At 56.8% G+C, this 19345-nt stretch carries 14 protein-coding genes, 3 tRNA genes and 1 pseudogene; 8 read left to right on the top strand and 10 right to left on the bottom strand.

The window, feature by feature from the left end; translation table 11 throughout:
- Positions 1-244 precede the first annotated feature (244 nt).
- Positions 245-799 (bottom strand): annotated as a pseudogene (gene syd / locus SB13_RS02060) (SecY-interacting protein).
- A 226-nt stretch (positions 800-1025) separates the two neighbouring features.
- Here syd and ppnN point away from each other — a divergent pair.
- Both ppnN and xni read left to right on the top strand, forming a co-directional pair.
- Complete coding sequence (gene ppnN, locus SB13_RS02055) at positions 1026-2390, top strand: nucleotide 5'-monophosphate nucleosidase PpnN (protein ID WP_026738751.1); 1365 nt, start codon at positions 1026-1028, stop codon at positions 2388-2390.
- A 73-nt stretch (positions 2391-2463) separates the two neighbouring features.
- On the top strand, positions 2464-3228 hold the full coding sequence (gene xni / locus SB13_RS02050; RefSeq protein ID WP_026738750.1) for a flap endonuclease Xni: 765 nt from the start codon (positions 2464-2466) through the stop codon (positions 3226-3228).
- Between the two features lie 18 nt (positions 3229-3246).
- Here xni and rlmM read toward each other — a convergent pair whose 3' ends face one another.
- The 4 genes from rlmM to SB13_RS02030 all read right to left on the bottom strand — a co-directional run bounded on the left by rlmM (position 3247) and on the right by SB13_RS02030 (position 6282).
- Complete coding sequence (gene rlmM, locus SB13_RS02045) at positions 3247-4347, bottom strand: 23S rRNA (cytidine(2498)-2'-O)-methyltransferase RlmM (protein WP_026738749.1); 1101 nt, start codon at positions 4345-4347, stop codon at positions 3247-3249.
- Complete coding sequence (locus SB13_RS02040) at positions 4340-4735, bottom strand: DUF423 domain-containing protein (RefSeq protein ID WP_026738748.1); 396 nt, start codon at positions 4733-4735, stop codon at positions 4340-4342. Before SB13_RS02040 ends, rlmM begins: the two co-directional genes overlap by 8 nt.
- 52 nt (positions 4736-4787) lie before the next feature.
- On the bottom strand, positions 4788-5717 hold the full coding sequence (locus SB13_RS02035) for a transcriptional regulator GcvA (protein WP_026738747.1): 930 nt from the start codon (positions 5715-5717) through the stop codon (positions 4788-4790).
- A 343-nt stretch (positions 5718-6060) separates the two neighbouring features.
- Positions 6061-6282: a YgdI/YgdR family lipoprotein gene (locus tag SB13_RS02030; RefSeq protein ID WP_026738746.1), complete on the bottom strand. Its 222-nt coding sequence runs from the start codon at positions 6280-6282 to the stop codon at positions 6061-6063.
- Between the two features lie 185 nt (positions 6283-6467).
- Here SB13_RS02030 and csdA point away from each other — a divergent pair, with 185 nt between their 5' ends.
- The gene (csdA, locus tag SB13_RS02025; RefSeq protein WP_026738745.1) at positions 6468-7673 is read left to right on the top strand and encodes a cysteine desulfurase CsdA; all 1206 of its coding nucleotides are present in this window, start codon (positions 6468-6470) and stop codon (positions 7671-7673) included.
- A 5-nt stretch (positions 7674-7678) separates the two neighbouring features.
- Positions 7679-8122, top strand: coding sequence for a cysteine desulfurase sulfur acceptor subunit CsdE (gene csdE, locus SB13_RS02020; protein ID WP_026738744.1), 444 nt, complete (start codon positions 7679-7681; stop codon positions 8120-8122).
- On the opposite strand, the gene tcdA is transcribed toward csdE, so the two are convergent.
- Together tcdA and mltA are read right to left on the bottom strand one after the other, a co-directional pair.
- Positions 8123-8935 (bottom strand): tRNA cyclic N6-threonylcarbamoyladenosine(37) synthase TcdA, encoded by an 813-nt coding sequence (gene tcdA, locus SB13_RS02015; RefSeq protein ID WP_026738743.1) that lies wholly within the window; start codon positions 8933-8935, stop codon positions 8123-8125.
- 177 nt (positions 8936-9112) lie between these two features.
- Complete coding sequence (mltA, locus tag SB13_RS02010) at positions 9113-10288, bottom strand: murein transglycosylase A (protein WP_026738742.1); 1176 nt, start codon at positions 10286-10288, stop codon at positions 9113-9115.
- A gap of 226 nt (positions 10289-10514) precedes the next feature.
- Here mltA and SB13_RS02005 point away from each other — a divergent pair.
- The 3 genes from SB13_RS02005 to SB13_RS01995 all read left to right on the top strand — a co-directional run bounded on the left by SB13_RS02005 (position 10515) and on the right by SB13_RS01995 (position 10845).
- Positions 10515-10591 (top strand) — tRNA-Met (locus SB13_RS02005).
- A 50-nt stretch (positions 10592-10641) separates the two neighbouring features.
- Positions 10642-10718: transfer RNA gene (locus tag SB13_RS02000), tRNA-Met, on the top strand.
- 50 nt (positions 10719-10768) lie between these two features.
- Positions 10769-10845 (top strand) — tRNA-Met (locus SB13_RS01995).
- A gap of 116 nt (positions 10846-10961) precedes the next feature.
- Here the strand turns inward: SB13_RS01995 and amiC are convergent.
- On the bottom strand, positions 10962-12200 hold the full coding sequence (gene amiC, locus SB13_RS01990; RefSeq protein ID WP_026738741.1) for an N-acetylmuramoyl-L-alanine amidase AmiC: 1239 nt from the start codon (positions 12198-12200) through the stop codon (positions 10962-10964).
- 234 nt (positions 12201-12434) lie between these two features.
- Here amiC and argA point away from each other — a divergent pair, with 234 nt between their 5' ends.
- Positions 12435-13760 (top strand): amino-acid N-acetyltransferase, encoded by a 1326-nt coding sequence (argA, locus tag SB13_RS01985; protein WP_026738740.1) that lies wholly within the window; start codon positions 12435-12437, stop codon positions 13758-13760.
- Positions 13761-13843: 83 nt separating this feature from the next.
- On the opposite strand, the gene recD is transcribed toward argA, so the two are convergent.
- Positions 13844-15700: an exodeoxyribonuclease V subunit alpha gene (gene recD, locus SB13_RS01980; RefSeq protein ID WP_026738739.1), complete on the bottom strand. Its 1857-nt coding sequence runs from the start codon at positions 15698-15700 to the stop codon at positions 13844-13846.
- Positions 15693-19259, bottom strand: a complete 3567-nt coding sequence (gene recB / locus SB13_RS01975; RefSeq protein ID WP_026738738.1) for an exodeoxyribonuclease V subunit beta — start codon at positions 19257-19259, stop codon at positions 15693-15695. The genes recD and recB overlap by 8 nt, the downstream gene beginning before the upstream one ends.
- Positions 19260-19345: the final 86 nt, after the last annotated feature.

Genomic DNA, 19345 nt, shown 5'->3' with positions numbered 1-19345 from the left:
CGATATTACGTCGTCCTGTTACCATGTTGCCTGGCGAATAATAAGATGTATTAATTAAAGCGAATCGGCAAGCCCCTAATTCAGGGCAACATACCTTCCATCAGGCCATTTTCAATGCCATGAAATTTAAATCATTGAAAAATAATGGTTAATCGTTATTTTCACACTATATTAATATAAAATATAAGCGATAACCTACAGCCATTGTGAGATATTTCTCACACACTGAAAAGCGAAACACGCTTCAGTAATATTGAATCAATGGCTGAAGCTTATATAAAAACTCAGATAATGTCGCGGCAAGTACACGTCTTTTCTGCGTTCCAAACTCTTCCAGGATGACTTCCCCGCTCACGTTTCACAGCGAAATCAACGTCATTTCCGACTCCGTCGTTGCCAAAAACAGCGTCGGCGGCAGCTTTCGCCGCTTCTGCGTCACCAGATGACCGATCAGGTTTTCCTGCATGCGGATAAGATCCTCATCGCTCCATGCCTGTAACACTGTGCAACGAATATCGTCGAAGCATGCCTCCATATCTCCGGCATACTGACTGGTATAGAACGCATGCGCGTCAGGGTGTAGTTGGATATCCAGCGCGCGTTCGACGCCATCCAGACGTAGGCGGTCCCCGCCTGACTGTGGCAGCCACTGCACCTGTCCGTCGTGCGTATCGACGATACAGGGCGAGGGAATGCCATACAGCGCTTCAGAGGCGGGAGGATGCCCCTCGTGATCCTGCCAACGACTCACATAGCGCTGGGTGAAATCGGTTAACGCCTGCAACACGTGTTGATCCATCATTCTTCTTTACTCTACCGGTCGGGTTACACTACCCCGCATTGTAACCTGAGAGTGCAGCCGGTCGTCGATAGCCTCACAGCCAAAATGCGTAACGCCCCGCAGTGCCGACGTCACGGCGCTGTCGAAGATTGGCAAAATGATTAGCTCACGTTAAGGTGAAGAGGCGAGTCAAAAAAGTCCGATTAAAGAACCGACGTCATACCCCAGGTATCAAGGAGCAAAATTGATTACACATATCAGCCCGCTCGGGTCTATGGATTTGCTGTCGCAGTTAGAAGTAGACAGACTAAAAAGTAGCGCCAGCAGCGACCTTTACCGCTTATTTCGTAACTGTTCGCTGGCCGTATTGAACTCCGGCAGCCAGACGGACAACAGCAAAGAACTACTCTCCCGTTTCGAGAGTTTCGACATCAATGTGCTGCGGCGTGAACGCGGCGTGAAGCTTGAACTGGTTAACCCGCCTGAAGATGCGTTTGTGGATGGCCAGCTGATCCGTTCGTTGCAGGCCAACCTGTTCGCCGTCCTGCGCGACATTCTGTTCGTCAACGGTCAAATCACGCAAACAGGTCAATTTCAAAACCTTGATCTGGAGAATTCGACGCATATCACCAACATCGTCTTTTCCATTCTGCGTAATGCGCGCGCGCTGCACGTGGGCGAAGAGCCGAACATGGTCGTTTGCTGGGGGGGTCACTCCATCAATGAAAAAGAGTATCTGTACGCCCGGCGGGTGGGCAGCCAGCTGGGGCTGCGCGAGCTGAATATCTGCACCGGCTGCGGACCCGGCGCGATGGAAGCGCCCATGAAAGGCGCGGCCGTCGGCCATGCGCAACAACGTTACAAAGACGGCCGTTTCATCGGCATGACGGAGCCTTCAATCATCGCTGCCGAGCCGCCCAACCCGCTGGTCAACGAACTGATCATCATGCCGGATATTGAAAAACGGCTGGAAGCCTTTGTCCGCATCGGTCATGGGATCATTATTTTCCCGGGCGGCGTCGGCACGGCAGAAGAGTTCCTGTACCTGCTGGGGATCATGATGGATCCGGCCAACAGCGAACAGGTGCTGCCGATCATTCTGACAGGTCCGGAAGAGAGTGCGGACTATTTCCGGGTGCTGGACGAATTCATCGTCAGTACGCTGGGACGTCAGGCCCGCCGCTACTACAGCATCATCATCAATGATGCCGCCGAAGTCGCACGCGAGATGAAGAAGTCGATGCCGCTAGTCAAAGAGCATCGCCGTCATACCGGCGACGCCTATAGCTTCAACTGGTCGCTGCGCATCGCTCCCGACTTGCAGATACCTTTCGAACCCACGCATGAAAATATGGCGAATCTGCACCTGCACCCCGACCAGCCGACCGAGCAACTTGCCGCCGCGCTGCGTAAGGCGTTCTCCGGCATCGTGGCAGGTAATGTCAAAGAAGGCGGTATTCAGGCCATCGAACAATTCGGGCCGTATAAACTCGACGGCAATGCGGAAATCATGAAAAACATGGACCGTCTGCTCCAGGGCTTCGTCGCGCAACAGCGTATGAAGCTTCCGGGCAGCGCCTACATCCCCTGTTATGAAATTTTGACCTGACAAGACGTCTGCTCCGCCGCTTTCCGGTACTCCTCCGGGCGGCGGCAGAGCGCTTTATTCGCGGAGACGAATCATGCCCTTACATCTTTTGATTGTGGATGCGCTGAACCTCATCAGGCGCATCCATGCCGTACAGGGCTCTCCCTGTTTACCTGCCTGTCAGCATGCCCTGAGTCTGCTGTTGCAACACAGCCGACCGACCCATGCCGTCGCCGTATTCGACGACGAGCAGAGAGCATCCAGCTGGCGGCACCAGCTTTTACCTGATTATAAAGCCGGGCGTCCTCCGATGCCGGACTCGCTTCATCAGGAGTTACCGCAAATCAAAGCGGCTTTCCGTGAACTGGGCGTCGAAAGCTGGCACTCCCCCGGAGACGAGGCGGACGACTTAGCCGCGACCCTGGCCTCCAAGGTTGCCGCGCTGGGCCACCAGGCCACAATTGTGTCAACGGACAAGGGATATTGTCAGCTGCTGGCGCCGACGATTCAGATTCGGGATTACTTTCAAAAACGCTGGCTGGATGTGCCCTTTATCCGCCAGGAATTCGGCGTCTCGCCGCAACAACTCCCTGACTATTGGGGATTGGCGGGAATCAGCAGCAGCAAGATCCCCGGCGTCAGCGGCATCGGCGCAAAAACCGCAGCACAGCTTCTGCAACAGACGGGATCGTTGGAACAACTTTATCAGCAGTTGGATCAACTGCCGGAGAAGTGGCGTAAAAAGCTGGAACCGCAGCGGGAAGCGGCCTGGATCTGCCGACAGGTCGCCACGCTGAAAACCGATCTCACGCTGAACGGCAATTTGCAGCAGCTGCGGCTGGCATCGACGGCGGGCTAAGACGCCCGCCGCCGTCACTTAACGCTCGTCGCGACGGCCGGGTATCGCGGCCCATATCCGTCGGGCGTGGATCGTAATTTCCTCACGATCGTGATAGAGCTGTTTGGCATGAGCTTCCGCGTTAATACCGTTTTCATGCAAACGTTCCATCAACAGCTCCAGATTCTGATTCACTTCCTCGTAGCGTTTTTTCATCGGCAGCTTGAGGTTGAAAATCACTTCACGGCACCAGCCTTTCACCAGCCAGTCAGCCATCAGGTTAGTGACCTTGGCGGGTTTCTCTACCATGTCGCACACCAACCAGTAAACGTTGTTGCGCGGCGGTTCGAACCGGAAACCGTCCGCCTGATGGTGAATCACCTGGCCGGTATCCATCAGACTCTGCGCCATCAGCCCATTATCCACCGCGTGCACCATCATGCTGCGCTTGACCAACTGATAGGTCCAGCCGCCGGGACAGGCGCCTAAGTCCACCGCATACATACCGCTGCCCAACCGCTCTTCCCATTCGTCAGCCGGGATAAATACGTGAAAAGCTTCTTCCAGTTTGAGCGTGGAACGGCTTGGCGCATCCGCGGGAAACTTAAGCCGCGGGATCCCCATGTAGAACGGAGAGTTGTTGTTGCTATAGGAGTAACCGACATAGCAGCAGCCAGGCGCGATAAACAGCACATGAATCACCGGGCGACCGGGTTTTTCCTGCGGTGACAAGATCTTACTTTCGCGCAACGCCGCACGCAGAGGCACGGTGAACTTGCGGCAGAACTTCATCAGTTCCTTGCTTTCATTGGTATCCGGCACCTCGACGCGCAGCTCTCCCGCACGTTCCAGCACGCCGGTCAGCATGCCGACGATCGGCGAGATGCGGTCTTCCTGCGGCAGATCGCGCAAAAGCTCGCCGCATACCATCATCTGTCGGGCGAAGATCAGGCTCTTGAACGGTAATTCCTTGATCAGGCGATCGGCATCTTCGTACTGATAGCACTCGAAAATGACGTAGCCGCTGTTATCCTTGACCCGCACGAAGCCGTAAACGTTATGCTGCGCGGCTTTATCGGTAATTTCCGCCGCACACTCTTTTTCAAAGCCGGGACGGCAGTACAAAATGACTTTATTCATGCGAGTCAGCCTTTCTTTTCTGGCGCAGAGCGCCTATCAACAACAATAACCAGCCGCCCAGGAGGCAAAAGCCGCCCACCGGCGTAACATAGGCCCACATCCGCAACTGAGACAGCGCCAGACAGTACAAGCTGCCGCTAAACAGCACGGTTCCCAGCCCCAGGAGCGCCGCGCTCCAGTAAAACCACACGTTGGCGCGTTGGTTCATAGCCACGCTCAACGCTAAGATAGCCAGCGTGTGGACAGCCTGATACTGCAGCCCGGTGTGGAGCCAATCCAGTTCGGCCTCGCCGAGCGTACGGCTTAAGACATGAGCGCCGAACGCGCCTAACGCGACATATATAAATCCACTGATGGCCGCAAAGATCAGCATGAAACGGCTATTCATCATCGTTATCCATTTTCTTTTGAGGTAAACAAGGTGCTTGAATCCCGAAGATTCAGCGCGAGCCGCTGTCGTAGCGGAAGCGGAATTTCTCCTGTTCGCTCGCCGCGCGCGCCAGTATCCACTGGCGAAAGGCGGCTATTTTACCCAGTTCTGCCTGACTGTCATGACATACCAGATAAAAAGCGTTTTTACTAACCAGCACATCGTTGAACGGACACACCAATCTGCCCGCTTCAATTTCCGTTTGCGCCATTACATTATTAGCTAGCGCGATCCCCTGACCGTGTATCGCCGCCTGTAACACCATTGCGCTATGGCTGAAGATCGGCCCCTGTTGAACGTTGATCTGCTGAACGCCTAATTGACGCGTATAAGTCAGCCAGTCACGCCGGGAAGCATCATGCAATAAAGTATGGCGAACCAAATCCGCCGGCACATTCAGCGGATGCTCTCCGGTCAGCAGTTGAGGGGCGCAAACAGGCAGTAAATACTCGGCGTAGAGTTTCTCCACCCGCAGTCCCGGCCAGTTGCCGCGACCATAAAAAATGGCAACGTCCACATCATCCGCCAGGCGATGATCTTCTTCTCGCGAGACCGCCTGAATGCGGACATCGATCCCCGGATATTCAGCGTTAAAACTGGACAACCTAGGCACGAGCCAATGGATGGCGAAACTCGGCAGCATGCTCACCGTCAACGCCCCTTTGGCGCTGCGCGCTTGCAGCTTGCGAGTGGCGTCGTTCAAGGAGAGAAAGATTTCTTTGATATCCAGGAAATAGCTCTGCCCTTCCTCCGTCAACAGCAGTGAACGATTGCGACGACGAAACAATTTGAGGCCGAGAAAATCTTCCAGGGATTTGATTTGATGGCTCACCGCGGCCTGAGTCACAAACAGCTCTTCAGCCGCTTTGGTAAAACTCAGGTGGCGAGCGGCCGCATCAAACACGCGCAACGCATTAAGAGGGGGTAGTCGTTTTGACATAGATCGGATTCTTGGCTCAAGCCTGTCAGCGCGGGTCTGACGTATGATAAGTCATTAGTTTTTTTAATCCGAGACATTATAAATTGTCCGTTGAGGATGCACCAGCAAATACCTATATTAGCGCCACTTCCTGAGTCGGAACGAAAAGTGCGGAGGGATGACCGAAGTGCTTTTGACTTGTGGATGTGATGTTGTGTTTGCTATTTACCGTCTGAATTTCAGACAAGGTAGCTCTGCTACCTTTTCATTTCCTGTTTTCCCCTGTCTATTCACAAGATTGTGTATGGCNCCGCAAGATTGCGGTGCTTTTTTTTTTGATTAATGCGAATAGCGTCAGACAGAGTTATTTGACTTCTGTCATCTGTTTCACATCAGAACGGTTGATCTGCTGTTCGTGACCAAACGCATCGGTATAGCTGATCAGGCCGGTATCGTTATCCACTTTCGGTTTGCCATCCGCGATGATTGTCCGTCCGTCATTGGTATGCAGGACATAGTTGCTGGAGCAGGCCGCCACCGAAAAGGCCATGACAATGGCCGCAATGATTGATATTTTATTCTTCATATTACACTCCGAGTAGTTTTATAAGTTTAATATCTTCTATTGAACGCCATTAAATTCCACAACTTGACACTAGTAAGCGTAGCAACCTGCCCGGTTTTTTCCACCGATAACGTGTAAGTATTGTCCGAAACTTGTCTAAGCCTGAAAAATGGGACAGGATCTGCCCCCTTAACAGAGGGACAGTCATGATACCGTTTAACGCCCCCCACTTTCGCCAGCAGTTCCCGGCGCTACAGCAGCCCGGCGTCTATCTGGACAGCGCCGCTACCGCGCTCAAACCTCAGTCGATGATTGATGCCGTCAGCCGTTATTACGGCTTGCAGAGCGGCAACGTGCATCGCAGCCAGCATCGCGAGGCGCAACGACTGACCCAGTGCTTTGAGGAGACGCGACAGCAGGTGGCTGCGCTGATCGGCGCGCCCGATCCGCGCAGCGTCATCTGGACGCGGGGGGCGACTGAATCTATCAATCTGGTAGCTCAAAGTTTTGCCCGTCCTCAGCTCTCGCCCGGCGACGAGATTGTGGTCAGCGAGGCCGAACATCACGCCAACCTCTTGCCTTGGCTGATGGTGGCCCGGCAAACCGGCGCGAGCGTCGTCAAACTGCCTCTGGGCGACGATCTGCTGCCGGACGTTGAGCGTTTGACCGCCTTGCTTTCGTCTCGAACACGACTCCTGGCGATTACCCAGATGTCCAACGTCACCGGTGGGCAACCGAACCTGCAACGCGCTGTTACGCTGGCGCATCAGGCAGGCGCCGTCGTTGTGGTCGATGGCGCACAGGGAATAGTGCATACGCCCGTGGATGTCTCTGCATTAGATATCGATTTTTATGCGTTTTCGGCCCACAAGCTGTATGGCCCCACCGGCGTCGGCGTCCTGTACGGTAAAACCGAGCTGTTAGCCGAGATGCCGCCCTGGCAAGGCGGGGGAAAGATGATGCAGGAAGTCTCTTTCGACGGCTTCGTTCCTCAAGACGGCCCGCAGAAATTTGAAGCAGGCACGCCGCATATCGCCGGCGTCATCGGCCTCTCGGCCACCCTTGAATGGCTGAAGACCTACGACCGTCACGCGGCGGAACAACACAGCGCTGCGCTGGCCGATCAGGCGGAAAAAGCACTAATGACATTGCCCGGCTTTCGCAGTTGGCGCTGCGCCGGTAGCAGCCTGCTCTCCTTTATGTTTAACGGCGTACACCACAGCGATCTCGTCGCCTTACTGGCGGAAGAAGGCATCGCAGTGCGCGCCGGACATCACTGTGCACAGCCGCTGATGACCGCCCTTGGCGTCAAAGGCACGCTGCGGGCCTCTTTTTCGCCTTACAACAATGAGCAAGACGTGACGCAGCTCATCAATGGGTTGCGCAAAGCGCTCGCTCTGCTGCTGGACTAAACGACATGACTTTAAATCCGACTCGCCACCCTTTCGGCTCCGACATCACCGAAGACGATCTGCGCCAACGTTTCTGCGCCTGCCGCAGTTGGGAAGATCGCTATCGCCAGATCATCTTGCTGGCCAAACAGCTTCCTTCCTTACCCGAAGAGAAGAAGCAGTCCGCCATCGCGCTATCCGGGTGTGAAAATCAGGTTTGGTTGGGATACGAACGAGAAGCGTCCGGGGCTCTGCATTTCTACGGCGACAGCGATGGCCGCATCGTCCGAGGATTGTTGGCGATACTGCTCACGGCCGTTGAAGGAAAAACCGCAGCGCAATTGCAGCGGCTGGACCCGCTGGCGCTGCTGGAGACGTTGGGTCTTAAGGCGCAGCTGAGCGCGTCCCGCTCAGCCGGACTGGCGGCGCTGGCCGCCAGAATTCAGGAAATTGCGAGCCTCGAGTCCTGATTACAGGCTGTTTTGACGCTGGGCTTTCGCCATCATTTTTTTCAAGGCATGAGAAACCGCCACAAATCCGAAGGTGGCGGTCACCATCGTCGCCGCGCCGAACCCGGACGCGCAGTCCATTCGTTTAACGCCATCGGCGCTCTGTTTGGATGCGCACACACTGCCGTCCGGCTGAGGATAAACCAGCGGTTCACTGGAAAATACGCAGTCGATGCCCAGCTTGCCCTTGCTATTTTTCACGATATTGAAATCATGCTTCAGACGCTCACGCAGCTTGGCCGCCAGCGGATCCTGAATGGTTTTAGCCAGATCCGCCACGGCGATGCGGGNGGGATCGATCTGCCCGCCGGCGCCGCCGGTGGTGACGACCGGGATCTTGTTGCGCCGGCAGTACGCTAAGAGCGCGGCCTTCGCCCGCACGCTGTCGATGGCGTCGATCACATAACTGAATTCGTTATTCAACAACTCCGCCATATTGTCAGGGCTGATAAAATCGTCCACGCAGGTCACCTGACACTCAGGGTTGATCGCCAGAATGCGCTCTGCCATCACTGCCGTTTTTGGCTGTCCCGTATGCTGACGCAACGCATGAAGTTGTCGGTTGGTATTACTGACGCAAACATCATCCATATCAATCAAGGTGATCGCGCCGATGCCCGTCCGCGCCAGCGCTTCCGCCGCCCAAGAGCCCACCCCGCCGATGCCGATCACGCAGACGTGAGCCTCGGCGAACAGCGACAGCGCCTGCTGTCCATACAGTCGAGCTGTGCCGCCGAAGCGCTGCAGATAGCTTTCAGATAACCGTGAACTCATGACTCACCACCTTTACGGGATACGACCTGTAGAAAACAAACGGCGGGGATAATAACGCAGAGTGAGGCATTTGCGGAGTGAGAGATGAAATGAAATTTTAGTTCGGCGGCAAATTCGTGGTCCGAGCGCAACTATGACGAAGCGGGCACGGCAACCGCGCCCGACGTCATGATGTTATTACTGAGAGAAGGTCACTACCGGCGGCTTTCCGAGTAACCCGCCGTTCGTGTTTTGCGCCGGCGAAGAGCTCAGCAGCAGCCCGGAACTTTGCGGCTGCGTATTACGCAACACCCAGACTCGTCCGTAATGGTTATAGAAACCGGCGGAATGACCCGCTTCAGGACCGATCCCCTGATAGATGTCAAAGTGCTGCCCCTTGATCGCGCCGCCGACATCAAGCGCAATCATCAGGCGCATTTCGTATTTGCCGTTGAATTTGCCCTGATTATCCAGCAGCGGGACTTCCGCCAGCAACACGCTGCCTTCGGGGATTAGCGAGCGGTCGGAGGCGACGGAAGCCTTGGCGATCAGAGGCACCGCGCTCGCGCCACGCACTAACGCCGCATCCATCGGCTTAAAGAACACAAAGGAAGGGTTCTGTTCCAGCAGTTGGCGAACTTCCTGTTCAGAGTGGGTGTCCGCCCAGTGACGAATCGCCTGCATCGACATGTTTTCTTTTGCGACTTCACCTTCATCGATGAGGACTTTGCCGATGCTGCGATAGGCATGACCATTTTTGCCTGCATAGGCAAAGAACGTCAGAGGACGACCATCGCCAAAGTCGACATACCCGCTCCCCTGAACCTCCATCATGAAGTTGTCCATTAAAGAGTTGCTCCAGCCCAGAATCGGAGCATTGCCGAGCGCGCCCGCATAAATGCCCGCGCGATCGGGAAGACGACGGTTTTTCTTACCGCGTGGCGGCATGCCATAGATGGGGTGCTGGAATTCGCCTTGCCGGGTGTAGCGCGCCTGCACTACCGGGGTGTAGTAGCCGGTGAACTGAACGTTGCCGAAGCCGTCTACTCCCTCCATTTGCCACGAACCCAGACCAAATTTGTTCAGCTCACGCGTATCGCCGCCCGACAGCATCCAGTTCTGGATCGCCTGGAACGTTGCGTTGTTGTTGCTATAAAGAGTGGGAGAATCCGTCTGGATGTGCGTAATCTGACTGGCGAAGTCGCCGGCGTTAATCGGCTTGCCGTGCGTGTTTGGCTCGTTCACCATTTTCAGAGGCTGAGTGAGATGTCCGTCTTTATACTGCTGACCCTGATCGGTAGGCCGGCTCTGACATCCCGCCAAAACGGCGATCACCAAGCCGACCAACACATAACTGCTCCGCCATCCTTTCATTTTTACCCGCTCTCTTCTCAAGTGGTGTTCAACGCGGAACGATAGCAAACGGGTGGGTAAAATGAAATGCGGCCAATGCCTTAAACCAAATCGTTCTGCATCATCAATATCCCTACCCGTTTTACGTCAATAGATGAAGAAACAAACAAAGACAAGTGAAATCATTGATTTTTGCTAAAAAGGGGTTGCATAGAAACGCTTGGAGAGTATAGTGCGCTTCCACGGACGCGGGGTGGAGCAGCCTGGTAGCTCGTCGGGCTCATAACCCGAAGGTCGTCGGTTCAAATCCGGCCCCCGCAACCAATTNACGTTTAAGACGTGAAAGTAGTGAGAAAGAAAAGCCATAATACGGACGCGGGGTGGAGCAGCCTGGTAGCTCGTCGGGCTCATAACCCGAAGGTCGTCGGTTCAAATCCGGCCCCCGCAACCAATTTATGCCTAAGAAGTGAAAGCAGTAAGAAAGAAAAGTCAGAATACGGACGCGGGGTGGAGCAGTCTGGTAGCTCGTCGGGCTCATAACCCGAAGGTCGTCGGTTCAAATCCGGCCCCCGCAACCAATCATTAAACACCTTAACGGGTGTTTTTTGCGTTTTAAGGCCAACCGATTCCCGAAGGCTCCAAACAGGGATGAACGCGCCTCAGCCCGTCCCCCCTACATTATTGACTCCCAAACCTATCTGGCTCGCTGAGCGAAATACGCTTTGATCCCTTCGAGGATTGATTGCGCCACCTGCTGTTGGAATCGTGCGGTACGCAGCTTACGCTCTTCTTCCGGATTGCTGATAAAGGCGGTTTCCACCAGAACCGAGGGAATATCCGGCGCTTTTAGTACCGCAAATCCCGCCTGATCGACGCTATTTTTATGCAGATGGTTGATTCGCCCCATCCGGCGTAGAATTTCTCCACCGAACTTAAGACTGTCGCTGATTGTCAGCGTCTGCACCATGTCCAGCATCGTGTGATCGAGATAACGATCGCCGCTCATGCTAACTCCGCCGATCAAATCGGATTCGTTCTGAGTCTGAGCCAGAAAACGCGCGGCGGAACTGGTCGCCCCCTTTTTCGACAGCGCGAAAACTGAAGATCCTTTAGCCGCGCGGTTGGTAAACGCGTCCGCATGAATGGAGACAAACAAATCGGACCGCTGCTTGCGGGCTTTCGCCACACGCACCTGCAACGGGATGAACACGTCTTCATTGCGCGTCATATACGCTTTCATGTTCGGTTCGCGATCGATCAGAGCTTTTAGCCGGCGCGCAATCTGCAGCACGACGTCCTTTTCTCGCGTCCGATTTTTTCCAATCGCGCCGGGATCTTCCCCGCCATGCCCCGGATCCAACATCACCACCAACGGCCTCTCCCGACCCGGCTTTCCTGCACGCGGCGCTTCTTGCGGCAGCGTACGTTCAAGATCGCCCTTGTTGTAGTCCTCGAGCAATGCCAGCAGCGGATCTTCCGCATTGTCGTAACGTCCCTCGACCGGATAGAGATCGAGCACCAGACGATTTTTAAATCCGGCGACCGGCGACAGCGCAAACGTTTTGGGGCTGACCTGCTGTTTCAGTTCCAATACCAGCCGCACCGTCTGCTTATCGAACTGCCCTGCCCGGGCGGTTTTAATGTAGGGGTCGCCCTGATTGAAGCGTTGGCCGACATTTTTCAGCACGCTGTTCAGTGAGACATTTTCGATGTCCACCACCAACCGCCGGGGGTTATCCAGCATGAATTGCCGATACTTCAGAGGATGACTGGATTCCAGCGTGACGCGGGTATAGGCCGATGCTGGCCAAATGCGCACGGCGATGACCTGAGAGGTGGCGGCGACACCAACGCCGGTAACGCTCAACAGCCAGGTCGCGGCCGCCCCCTGCAAGAGTCGTCGGCGGGTCAGAGGGTGATTCGAATCAGACATGCAGCTCCGGTTTACGTACGGGGTAACAATTAATGACGATGGAAAAGGTTATGTTTTTTCAGAAATGCCCGAAACTTTAGCGAATCTGCCCCATACTGTCATGAAAAATGTTTCCCGATTGAGCCTGCCAATGGGAGATGCCGCATGAAAAAATGCGGGCGACGAAACGCTTGCCTTTTATGCTATTAAGCATAAAAATACAAAAATACCGAATAAAAATTCAGGGGGCTCGCAGTGAAGGAACGTAGTACAGAACTGGTCCAAGGTTTTCGCCATTCAGTTCCCTATATCAACGCGCATCGCGGCAAAACGTTCGTCATCATGCTAGGCGGTGAAGCGATCGAGCATGAAAACTTCAGCAATATCGTCAGCGACATCGGCCTGCTTCACAGCCTGGGCATCAAGCTGGTTGTGGTCTACGGCGCTCGCCCGCAGATCGACGCCAATCTTGTCGCCCACCATTGCGAGCCGACCTACCATAAACACACCCGCATTACCGACAGCACCACGCTGGAGCTGGTAAAGCAAGCCGCCGGCATGCTGCAACTGGACATCACCGCCCGTCTTTCGATGAGCCTGACCAATACGCCGCTGCAGGGCGCGCATATCAATGTCGTCAGCGGCAATTTTGTTATCGCCCAGCCGCTCGGCGTGGATGACGGCGTGGACTACTGCCACAGCGGCCGCATTCGCCGTATCGATGAAGAGGCGCTCCACCGCCAGCTGGCGAGCGGCGCCATCGTGTTGCTTGGCCCCGTCGCGGTTTCCGTGACAGGCGAAAGCTTCAACCTGACCTCAGAAGAAGTCGCGACGCAGCTTGCGATAAAACTTCGGGCGGAAAAGATGATCGGTTTCTGCGCCGAGCAAGGCGTCACCGACCAAAACGGCAAAGTGATTCCCGAAATGCTGCCGGAAGAAGCGCAGCACCTGATCCAGAGCCAGGAAGAAGTGGAAGACTTCAATTCCGAAGTGGTGCGTTTTCTGCGCGGCGCGGTGAAGGCCTGCCGCAGCGGCGTGCGACGCAGCCATCTCATCAGTTATCAGGAAGAAGGCGCGCTGCTGCAGGAACTGTTTTCCCGCGACGGTATCGGGACGCAGGTCGTCATGGAAAGCGCCGAGCAGGTTCGCCGCGCGACCATCCATGATATTGGGGGGATTCTGGAGCTGATCCATCCGCTGGAACAGCAGGGCATTCTGGTACGCCGCTCCCGCGAACAGCTGGAAATGGAAATCGACAAATTTACCGTGGTCGTCAGGGACAACCTGACCATCGCCTGTGCGGCGCTCTATCCGTTTCCTGAGGAAAGCATTGCCGAGATGGCCTGCGTGGCGGTTCACCCGGAATACCGTAACTCTTCCCGCGGCGACCAACTGCTGCATCACATTGAAACGCAGGCCCGTCATCAGGGACTTAAGCGTCTGTTCGTGCTCACGACGCACAGTATTCACTGGTTCCAGGAGCGCGGTTTCCAGCCCGCCGAGGTCGCCATGCTGCCACGGCGCAAGCAGGAGCTGTACAACTATCAGCGCCGTTCGAAAATACTGGTCATGGATCTCTAAAGCGTTATCGCCAGGCCAAACCGGCGCGAAAGCACTGTCCTTTCGCGCCGCCCATTTCCCCGNCCCTTTTCCCTTTCGACCCTCTACTCCGCCATCAAAGAGCGGATACGTGCCTCGAGCCCGCTGTAGCGCTGCGTCGGCGTGCTGACCGCCCGGCACAGTATCGCCCTATCGCTAAATAACGACAGCCGCTTGCGGGCGCGAGTGATGGCGGTATACACCAACTCCCGCGTCAGAACAGGGAGGAAGTGGTTAGGCAGCGCCAGCGCCGTGTGTTCGAACTCGGAACCTTGGGACTTATGCACGGTCATGGCATAGGCCGTTTCATGCGGCGGCAGTCGGCTGGGCGCAACCGATTTGGTTCGCCCATCGGGCAGTTGGAAATAGACCCGCAGCTCGCCCTGTTCGTTTGTCATACTGATGCCGATGTCACCGTTGAAAAGCCCGAGCACCGCGTCGTTGCGCTCAATCATCACTGGGCGGCCGACATACCAGCGTCCGCCGTTGAGCGTCGGCCGTTGAATCAATCCCGCCACCTGCAGCGCACGTTCAATCCGCTGATTCAGCCCGGCGACGCCGAACGGCCCCTCTCTAAGCGCACACAGCTGTCGGTAACGTTGAAAGGCCTGCAATACCTGCTCCGGAGCGTCGCCGCTCGCAATACGCTGAAGATAATCCGTATACCCTTCCACCGCCTGATCCAGCAGGCGCTGATAGTCTGAGTTATCCGCCAGCGGCAGACAGGCGATATCGCCATATCCCTGTTGCAAAACGGCCAGCAGCTGCGCCTCGTCGCCCCGGTTTACCGCCTTCGCCAGCTGTCCTATGCCCGAGTCCGCAGTGAAACGGTAGCTCTTGCGCAACAGACAAATGCTGTCGGCCACCGAGGCGTTCATAGCCGATCCCGACGCCAGCGTGCAGCCGGTGAGGCGATTCAACTGCTGACACCGCTCCTGACTGTAGCCCTGTTCGGCGAAACGGCAGATGTCCCCCAGCACCGCGCCGGCCTCGACCGACGCGAGCTGATCGCGATCGCCTAACAATATGATGCGAGCCTGCGGCGGCAGCGCGGCTATCAGATTCGCCATCATCGGGAGATCGACCATTGAAGCTTCGTCCACCACCAGGACATCCAAGTGCAGCGGGTTGTCCTGATGATAACGCAGGCGCTGGCTGTCGGGCATCGCGCCCAGCAGGCGGTGCAGAGTGGTGGCCTCCTGCGGAAAAGCCAGCCGCTCGGCGTCGCTGAGCGGCAGCTGACTCAACACGCTGCCTAAGGATTCGGTGAGACGCGCTGCCGCCTTTCCGGTCGGCGCCGCCAGCTGGATGCGCGGCGACGGTCCCTCCTGCAACGCAATCAAAGCCGCCAGCAGTCTGGCGACCGTCGTCGTTTTACCGGTGCCGGGCCCGCCTGAGATCACCGCAATCCGTCGGGTCAAGGCGACCGCGGCGGCGATCTTCTGCCAGTCGGCTTCACCGCCCTCAACCGCAGGAAACAGCGCATCCAGCACCGCCCGGATACGGGCTTCGTCGTAGACAGTCTCGGCGCGATTACCCGCGATAAACTGCGCGACACGGCTCTCCCCCTGCCAGCTGCGCTGCAAGTAGAGGTTGTCCTGCTGAAAAACCAGCGGGGCCGCCTCTTCTCCCTCGCCGACGGCGGGATCGCTCAACAAACGCTGTCGCCATTCGGCCTCGTCCGGCTTTCCTAACCGCTGCCAAATCTCCTGAGCCAGCGAGCGATCGCGCCCGTCGAACAGCGCGTTGGGATGAAGCTTAGACAGCGGCAGGCAAACGTGCCCCGCGCCAACGTAGGCGCTAAGGCACGCCGCCGCCAGCAGGAGATGCGGCTGATCGTCTTCCGCCAGCATCCGGGCAAACTGCACGTCCAGCGGACGCAACCATCGCCGCTGACGGGCTTCTTCCAACAGCTCAATCATGCCCGACATGCGCGTCCTCCGTTAACTCTTCGCCGCAAAACAAACCATCAATATCGTCGACAAACGCCCGGGAAGGACGCGTGAAATAGATCCCGTTACCGGGATGCTCGGCGCTGACGCCGCGTAGAAACAGATAAAACACGCCCCCGAAGTGCTGTTCATAATCGTAATCCGGCAGTCGATGTCGCAGATAACGATGCAGCGCCAGCGTATAGAGTTGGTACTGCAAGTCGTACCGATGCTCCGCCATCGCCCGCATCATGGCGTCCTGCGTGTAGGCGCTGGCGTCATGCCCCAGCCAGTTGGATTTGTAGTCCAGCAGGTAGTAGCGCCCCTGCCAGACAAACACCAGGTCGATAAATCCTTTCAGCATGCCTTTGACCTGCTGAAACGATAACGCCGGGCAGAGCGCCGAGAGCGGATCGTGATGTCTAATCAGGCGGTCCAACGCATCGGCGGTGAGCATTCGCTGGATCGGTAGATAGAACTGTAGCTCGGCCTGTTTATGCCCGTTATCCAGCTCGGCAAGCCGAATGGCGTCATCGTTAAGCGGGAGCGTCAGAACATTCTCCATCCAGGGCTTCAGCACCGACAGCCACTCATCCTCAATGCCATAGTGCCGCAGCTGCTCCAACAGCCACGCGTCGTCGATCGGTTGGGTGAAGTCCAACGTTTCAAACAGGCTGTGCAGAAACGTCCCCGGCGCCGCGCCGCGCGGAAACGAGTGCGGCGAACGCTCCGCCATTTCCTCTTCCGCCGCTTCGCCCATCGAGTCGATATCAAAACGGGGCAACAGCGCCTGGATCGTATCGGAACCGTGCTGCTGCAACCCTGAATAACTGGTCACCCGCCAGCCGTCGCGCAGCCGTCGAGTATTGCGCCTTGCCTCTAGCGACGGCGGCAGCGTCGACTCGGGCTGCCACGGCCGTTCATCCCGCGCCTCCGCCACGCTTAACGCAATATCCTCACCCACCATGCCTTCCAGTTCGGCTATGAGCGCCTCCGCGGTAGCAGCCTGGCCGCGCTGCAACAGGTAGCCCAGCGCGCTGTGGTGCATGTCGCTTTCGCCCTCTTTCTTCTTTGTGCCCTGAAACAGCGGCGCTACCCCGACCGCGCAGTGATAAATAGCCCGGGTCATCGCCACGTACAGCAGCCGTAAATCTTCCGCCAGCCGTTCCTCTTCCGCCAGTTGCTGGCTCTCTTCGCCGTTTTGCAGATCCAGCATGGCCCGAAAATTCTGCCTGTCGTGGTAAATCCCCTCCTGCTGAGGGCGAAAGTTGCCGATGAACGGCAGCCAGACCAGCGAATATTCCAGCCCCTTGGACTTATGAATGGTCACTATCTGCACCAGATGGCGGTCGCTTTCCAGCCGCAGCTGCTGGTTCTCCGCCTGCGGGTTAGGCTGGGCGATTTGCTGGGCCAGCCAGCGCACCAACGCATGTTCGCTGTCTAACGACGCCGAGGCCTCCTGCAGCAGTTCGCCGATATGCAGGATGTCCGTCAGACGGCGTTCGCCATCGGCGCTGGCCAAGACATCTTCCGCGAGCCGACGCTGTGTCATCATCGCCCGCAGCATCGGCAGAACGCCGCGTTGCAGCCAGAGTTGGCGGTAGCGGGCGAACTCATCCACCAGCGCGTCCCAGTTCGCTTCGCTACGGCTCAGCGCATCCAGGGACGGCGCATCCATCCCCATGATCGTGGTCGCCATTGCTGCACGCAGGGCGCGCTCCTGTTCCGGCGCCAGCACCGCCTGCAGAATCCACAGCATCTCTCTCGCTTCCACGGTGGCGAATACGCTATCGCGGTTGGACAGGTAGACGGATGGAATGTGCAGACGGTTTAACGCCTGACGGATCAACATCGCCTCTCGTCTGCTGCGCACCAATACGGTGATATCCGCCGCCCGGACTGGCCTCTTCTCACCGTGGCCATCCACCAGCCACGCCTGCCCTGACTGTCCGGCGCTCAGCCAGTCGCGGATCTGTCCCGCGCACTGACGGGCCATCACCTGCTGATAGTCGCCGACCCCAGAGCCTTCCCGTCCACTCAGCCAGAACTGTAGCGCCGGCATTATTGCGCCTTCCATTTCAAAAGCATAAGCGTGATTTTTCGACGCCGAATTGACGGGCAGGAACGGGATTTGTTCGAAGATGAACGGAGATTCGACGCGCTGAAACAGTTGATTCACCGCATCCACCATGCCAGGCGCCGAGCGCCAGTTGGTGTCGAGCGTATAGTGCGACGGCACCTCTGCGCGCGCGCGCATATAGGTGAAAATATCCGCCCCGCGAAACGCGTAAATCGCCTGTTTCGGGTCACCGATCATCAGCCAGCCGCACTGAGGCTGGTCAGCATAGATCGTGTGGAAGATGCGATATTGCTGGGTATCCGTATCCTGAAACTCATCGATCATCGCCACCGGATAACGCGTGCGGATCGCCTCCGCCAATTGGCTGCCTTCCTGCTGCTGCAACGCTTCATCCAAACGGCCCAGCAGATCGTCAAAGCCGAGCTCCGCCCGCCGCTGCTTCTCCTCCCGCACCGTGCGTTTGATCTCTTTGAGCGCCAGCCAAATGACCAAATCTTTTAGCGTCAGGGATTCCTGCAAAAGCCGCTCCACCGCGCTAAATACGGGGTGAATCGGCGGCTCGCCTTTCGTCGTGCTATCAATCAGCACCTGCTGGCTAAAGCGTTTCAGATCTTTCGGCAACTGATAACTCTGCGTCGGTTGTTCGGCCCACTCGCCAATTTTGTGTATCCAGTTGGGCAAATTACGACTGCTATAACTCCGCTTATTGACCCCCGACGCACTGATCAACGCCTCCAGGTCGGACGCCTCGCGCCACGTCTGTTTGAAGGCGTCAATGATGGCAACGATCCGTTGATGCCGCTCCAGCAACGTTTCTTCCTGCTGCGGCGGCTGACGCAACGTCGGCATTTCTCCATGCAGATAGGGGAGCAGTGTCTTTAACAAAGCCTCCGGCCCTGCCCACTGTTCGCTCACTGCCCTGACCACTTCCAGAGGGAGCGGATAGCAGTGCCGACGCCAGAAGTCGGCGCAGGCCTGACGGCGCAACGGCTGTTCATCCTCCAGCAGCCGCTGTTCAAACAGAATGCCGGATTCGAATGCATGGGTCGTCAGCATGCGCTGGCAGAAGCCATGAATGGTGTAGATGGCCGCTTCATCCATCTGCCGCTCCGCGCGCAGCAGCACCTCAGCCGCCTCGCTATGCCAGTCCTGCGGGATCTCGGCCAGCAGTTGCAGCATGAGCGCATCGACGTCCTTCTTACCCAGACAGGCGAGATAGAGCTCATGAATATTTTTACGGATACGCTCGCGCAACTCTTCCGTCGCCGCCTCCGTGAAGGTGACCACCAGAATCTCTTCGACGAGTAAAGGACGTGGATAAGCATGTTCACCGCCCAGGCCCAGCAGCAAACGTAGATAAAGCGCGGAAAGAGTATAGGTTTTGCCCGTTCCCGCCGACGCTTCAATCAGCCGCTCGCCGGACAGCGGCAGCGTGAATAAATTGAGAGTGTGCGCAGTCACTGTCGTCATAATTGTTCTGCCTGCAGAGGNGACAAGATGTTTAGTAAGGCGCTGATGGTTAAATGACGCTGCTGTCCGGCCGCCGCCGTCTCAGC

The organism is Lonsdalea quercina subsp. quercina (genome assembly GCF_000688695.1).
Taxonomy (GTDB): Bacteria; Pseudomonadota; Gammaproteobacteria; order Enterobacterales; family Enterobacteriaceae; genus Lonsdalea; species Lonsdalea quercina_D.
The sequence above is the reverse complement of the archived record's forward strand: the minus strand, read 5'-3'. Positions and strand labels throughout refer to the sequence as shown.

Excerpts from the sequence above, each read along its gene's own strand:
- xni (WP_026738750.1), top strand. The coding sequence starts at position 2,464 with ATGCCCTTACATCTTTTGATTGTGGATGCGCTGAACCTCATCAGGCGC.
- amiC (WP_026738741.1), bottom strand. The coding sequence starts at position 12,200 with ATGTCTGATTCGAATCACCCTCTGACCCGCCGACGACTCTTGCAGGGG.
- recB (WP_026738738.1), bottom strand. The coding sequence starts at position 19,259 with ATGACGACAGTGACTGCGCACACTCTCAATTTATTCACGCTGCCGCTG.
- csdA (WP_026738745.1), top strand. The coding sequence starts at position 6,468 with ATGATACCGTTTAACGCCCCCCACTTTCGCCAGCAGTTCCCGGCGCTA.
- SB13_RS02035 (WP_026738747.1), bottom strand. The coding sequence starts at position 5,717 with ATGTCAAAACGACTACCCCCTCTTAATGCGTTGCGCGTGTTTGATGCG.
- SB13_RS02030 (WP_026738746.1), bottom strand. The coding sequence starts at position 6,282 with ATGAAGAATAAAATATCAATCATTGCGGCCATTGTCATGGCCTTTTCG.
- SB13_RS02040 (WP_026738748.1), bottom strand. The coding sequence starts at position 4,735 with ATGAATAGCCGTTTCATGCTGATCTTTGCGGCCATCAGTGGATTTATA.
- recD (WP_026738739.1), bottom strand. The coding sequence starts at position 15,700 with ATGATTGAGCTGTTGGAAGAAGCCCGTCAGCGGCGATGGTTGCGTCCG.
- csdE (WP_026738744.1), top strand. The coding sequence starts at position 7,679 with ATGACTTTAAATCCGACTCGCCACCCTTTCGGCTCCGACATCACCGAA.
- rlmM (WP_026738749.1), bottom strand. The coding sequence starts at position 4,347 with ATGAATAAAGTCATTTTGTACTGCCGTCCCGGCTTTGAAAAAGAGTGT.
- mltA (WP_026738742.1), bottom strand. The coding sequence starts at position 10,288 with ATGAAAGGATGGCGGAGCAGTTATGTGTTGGTCGGCTTGGTGATCGCC.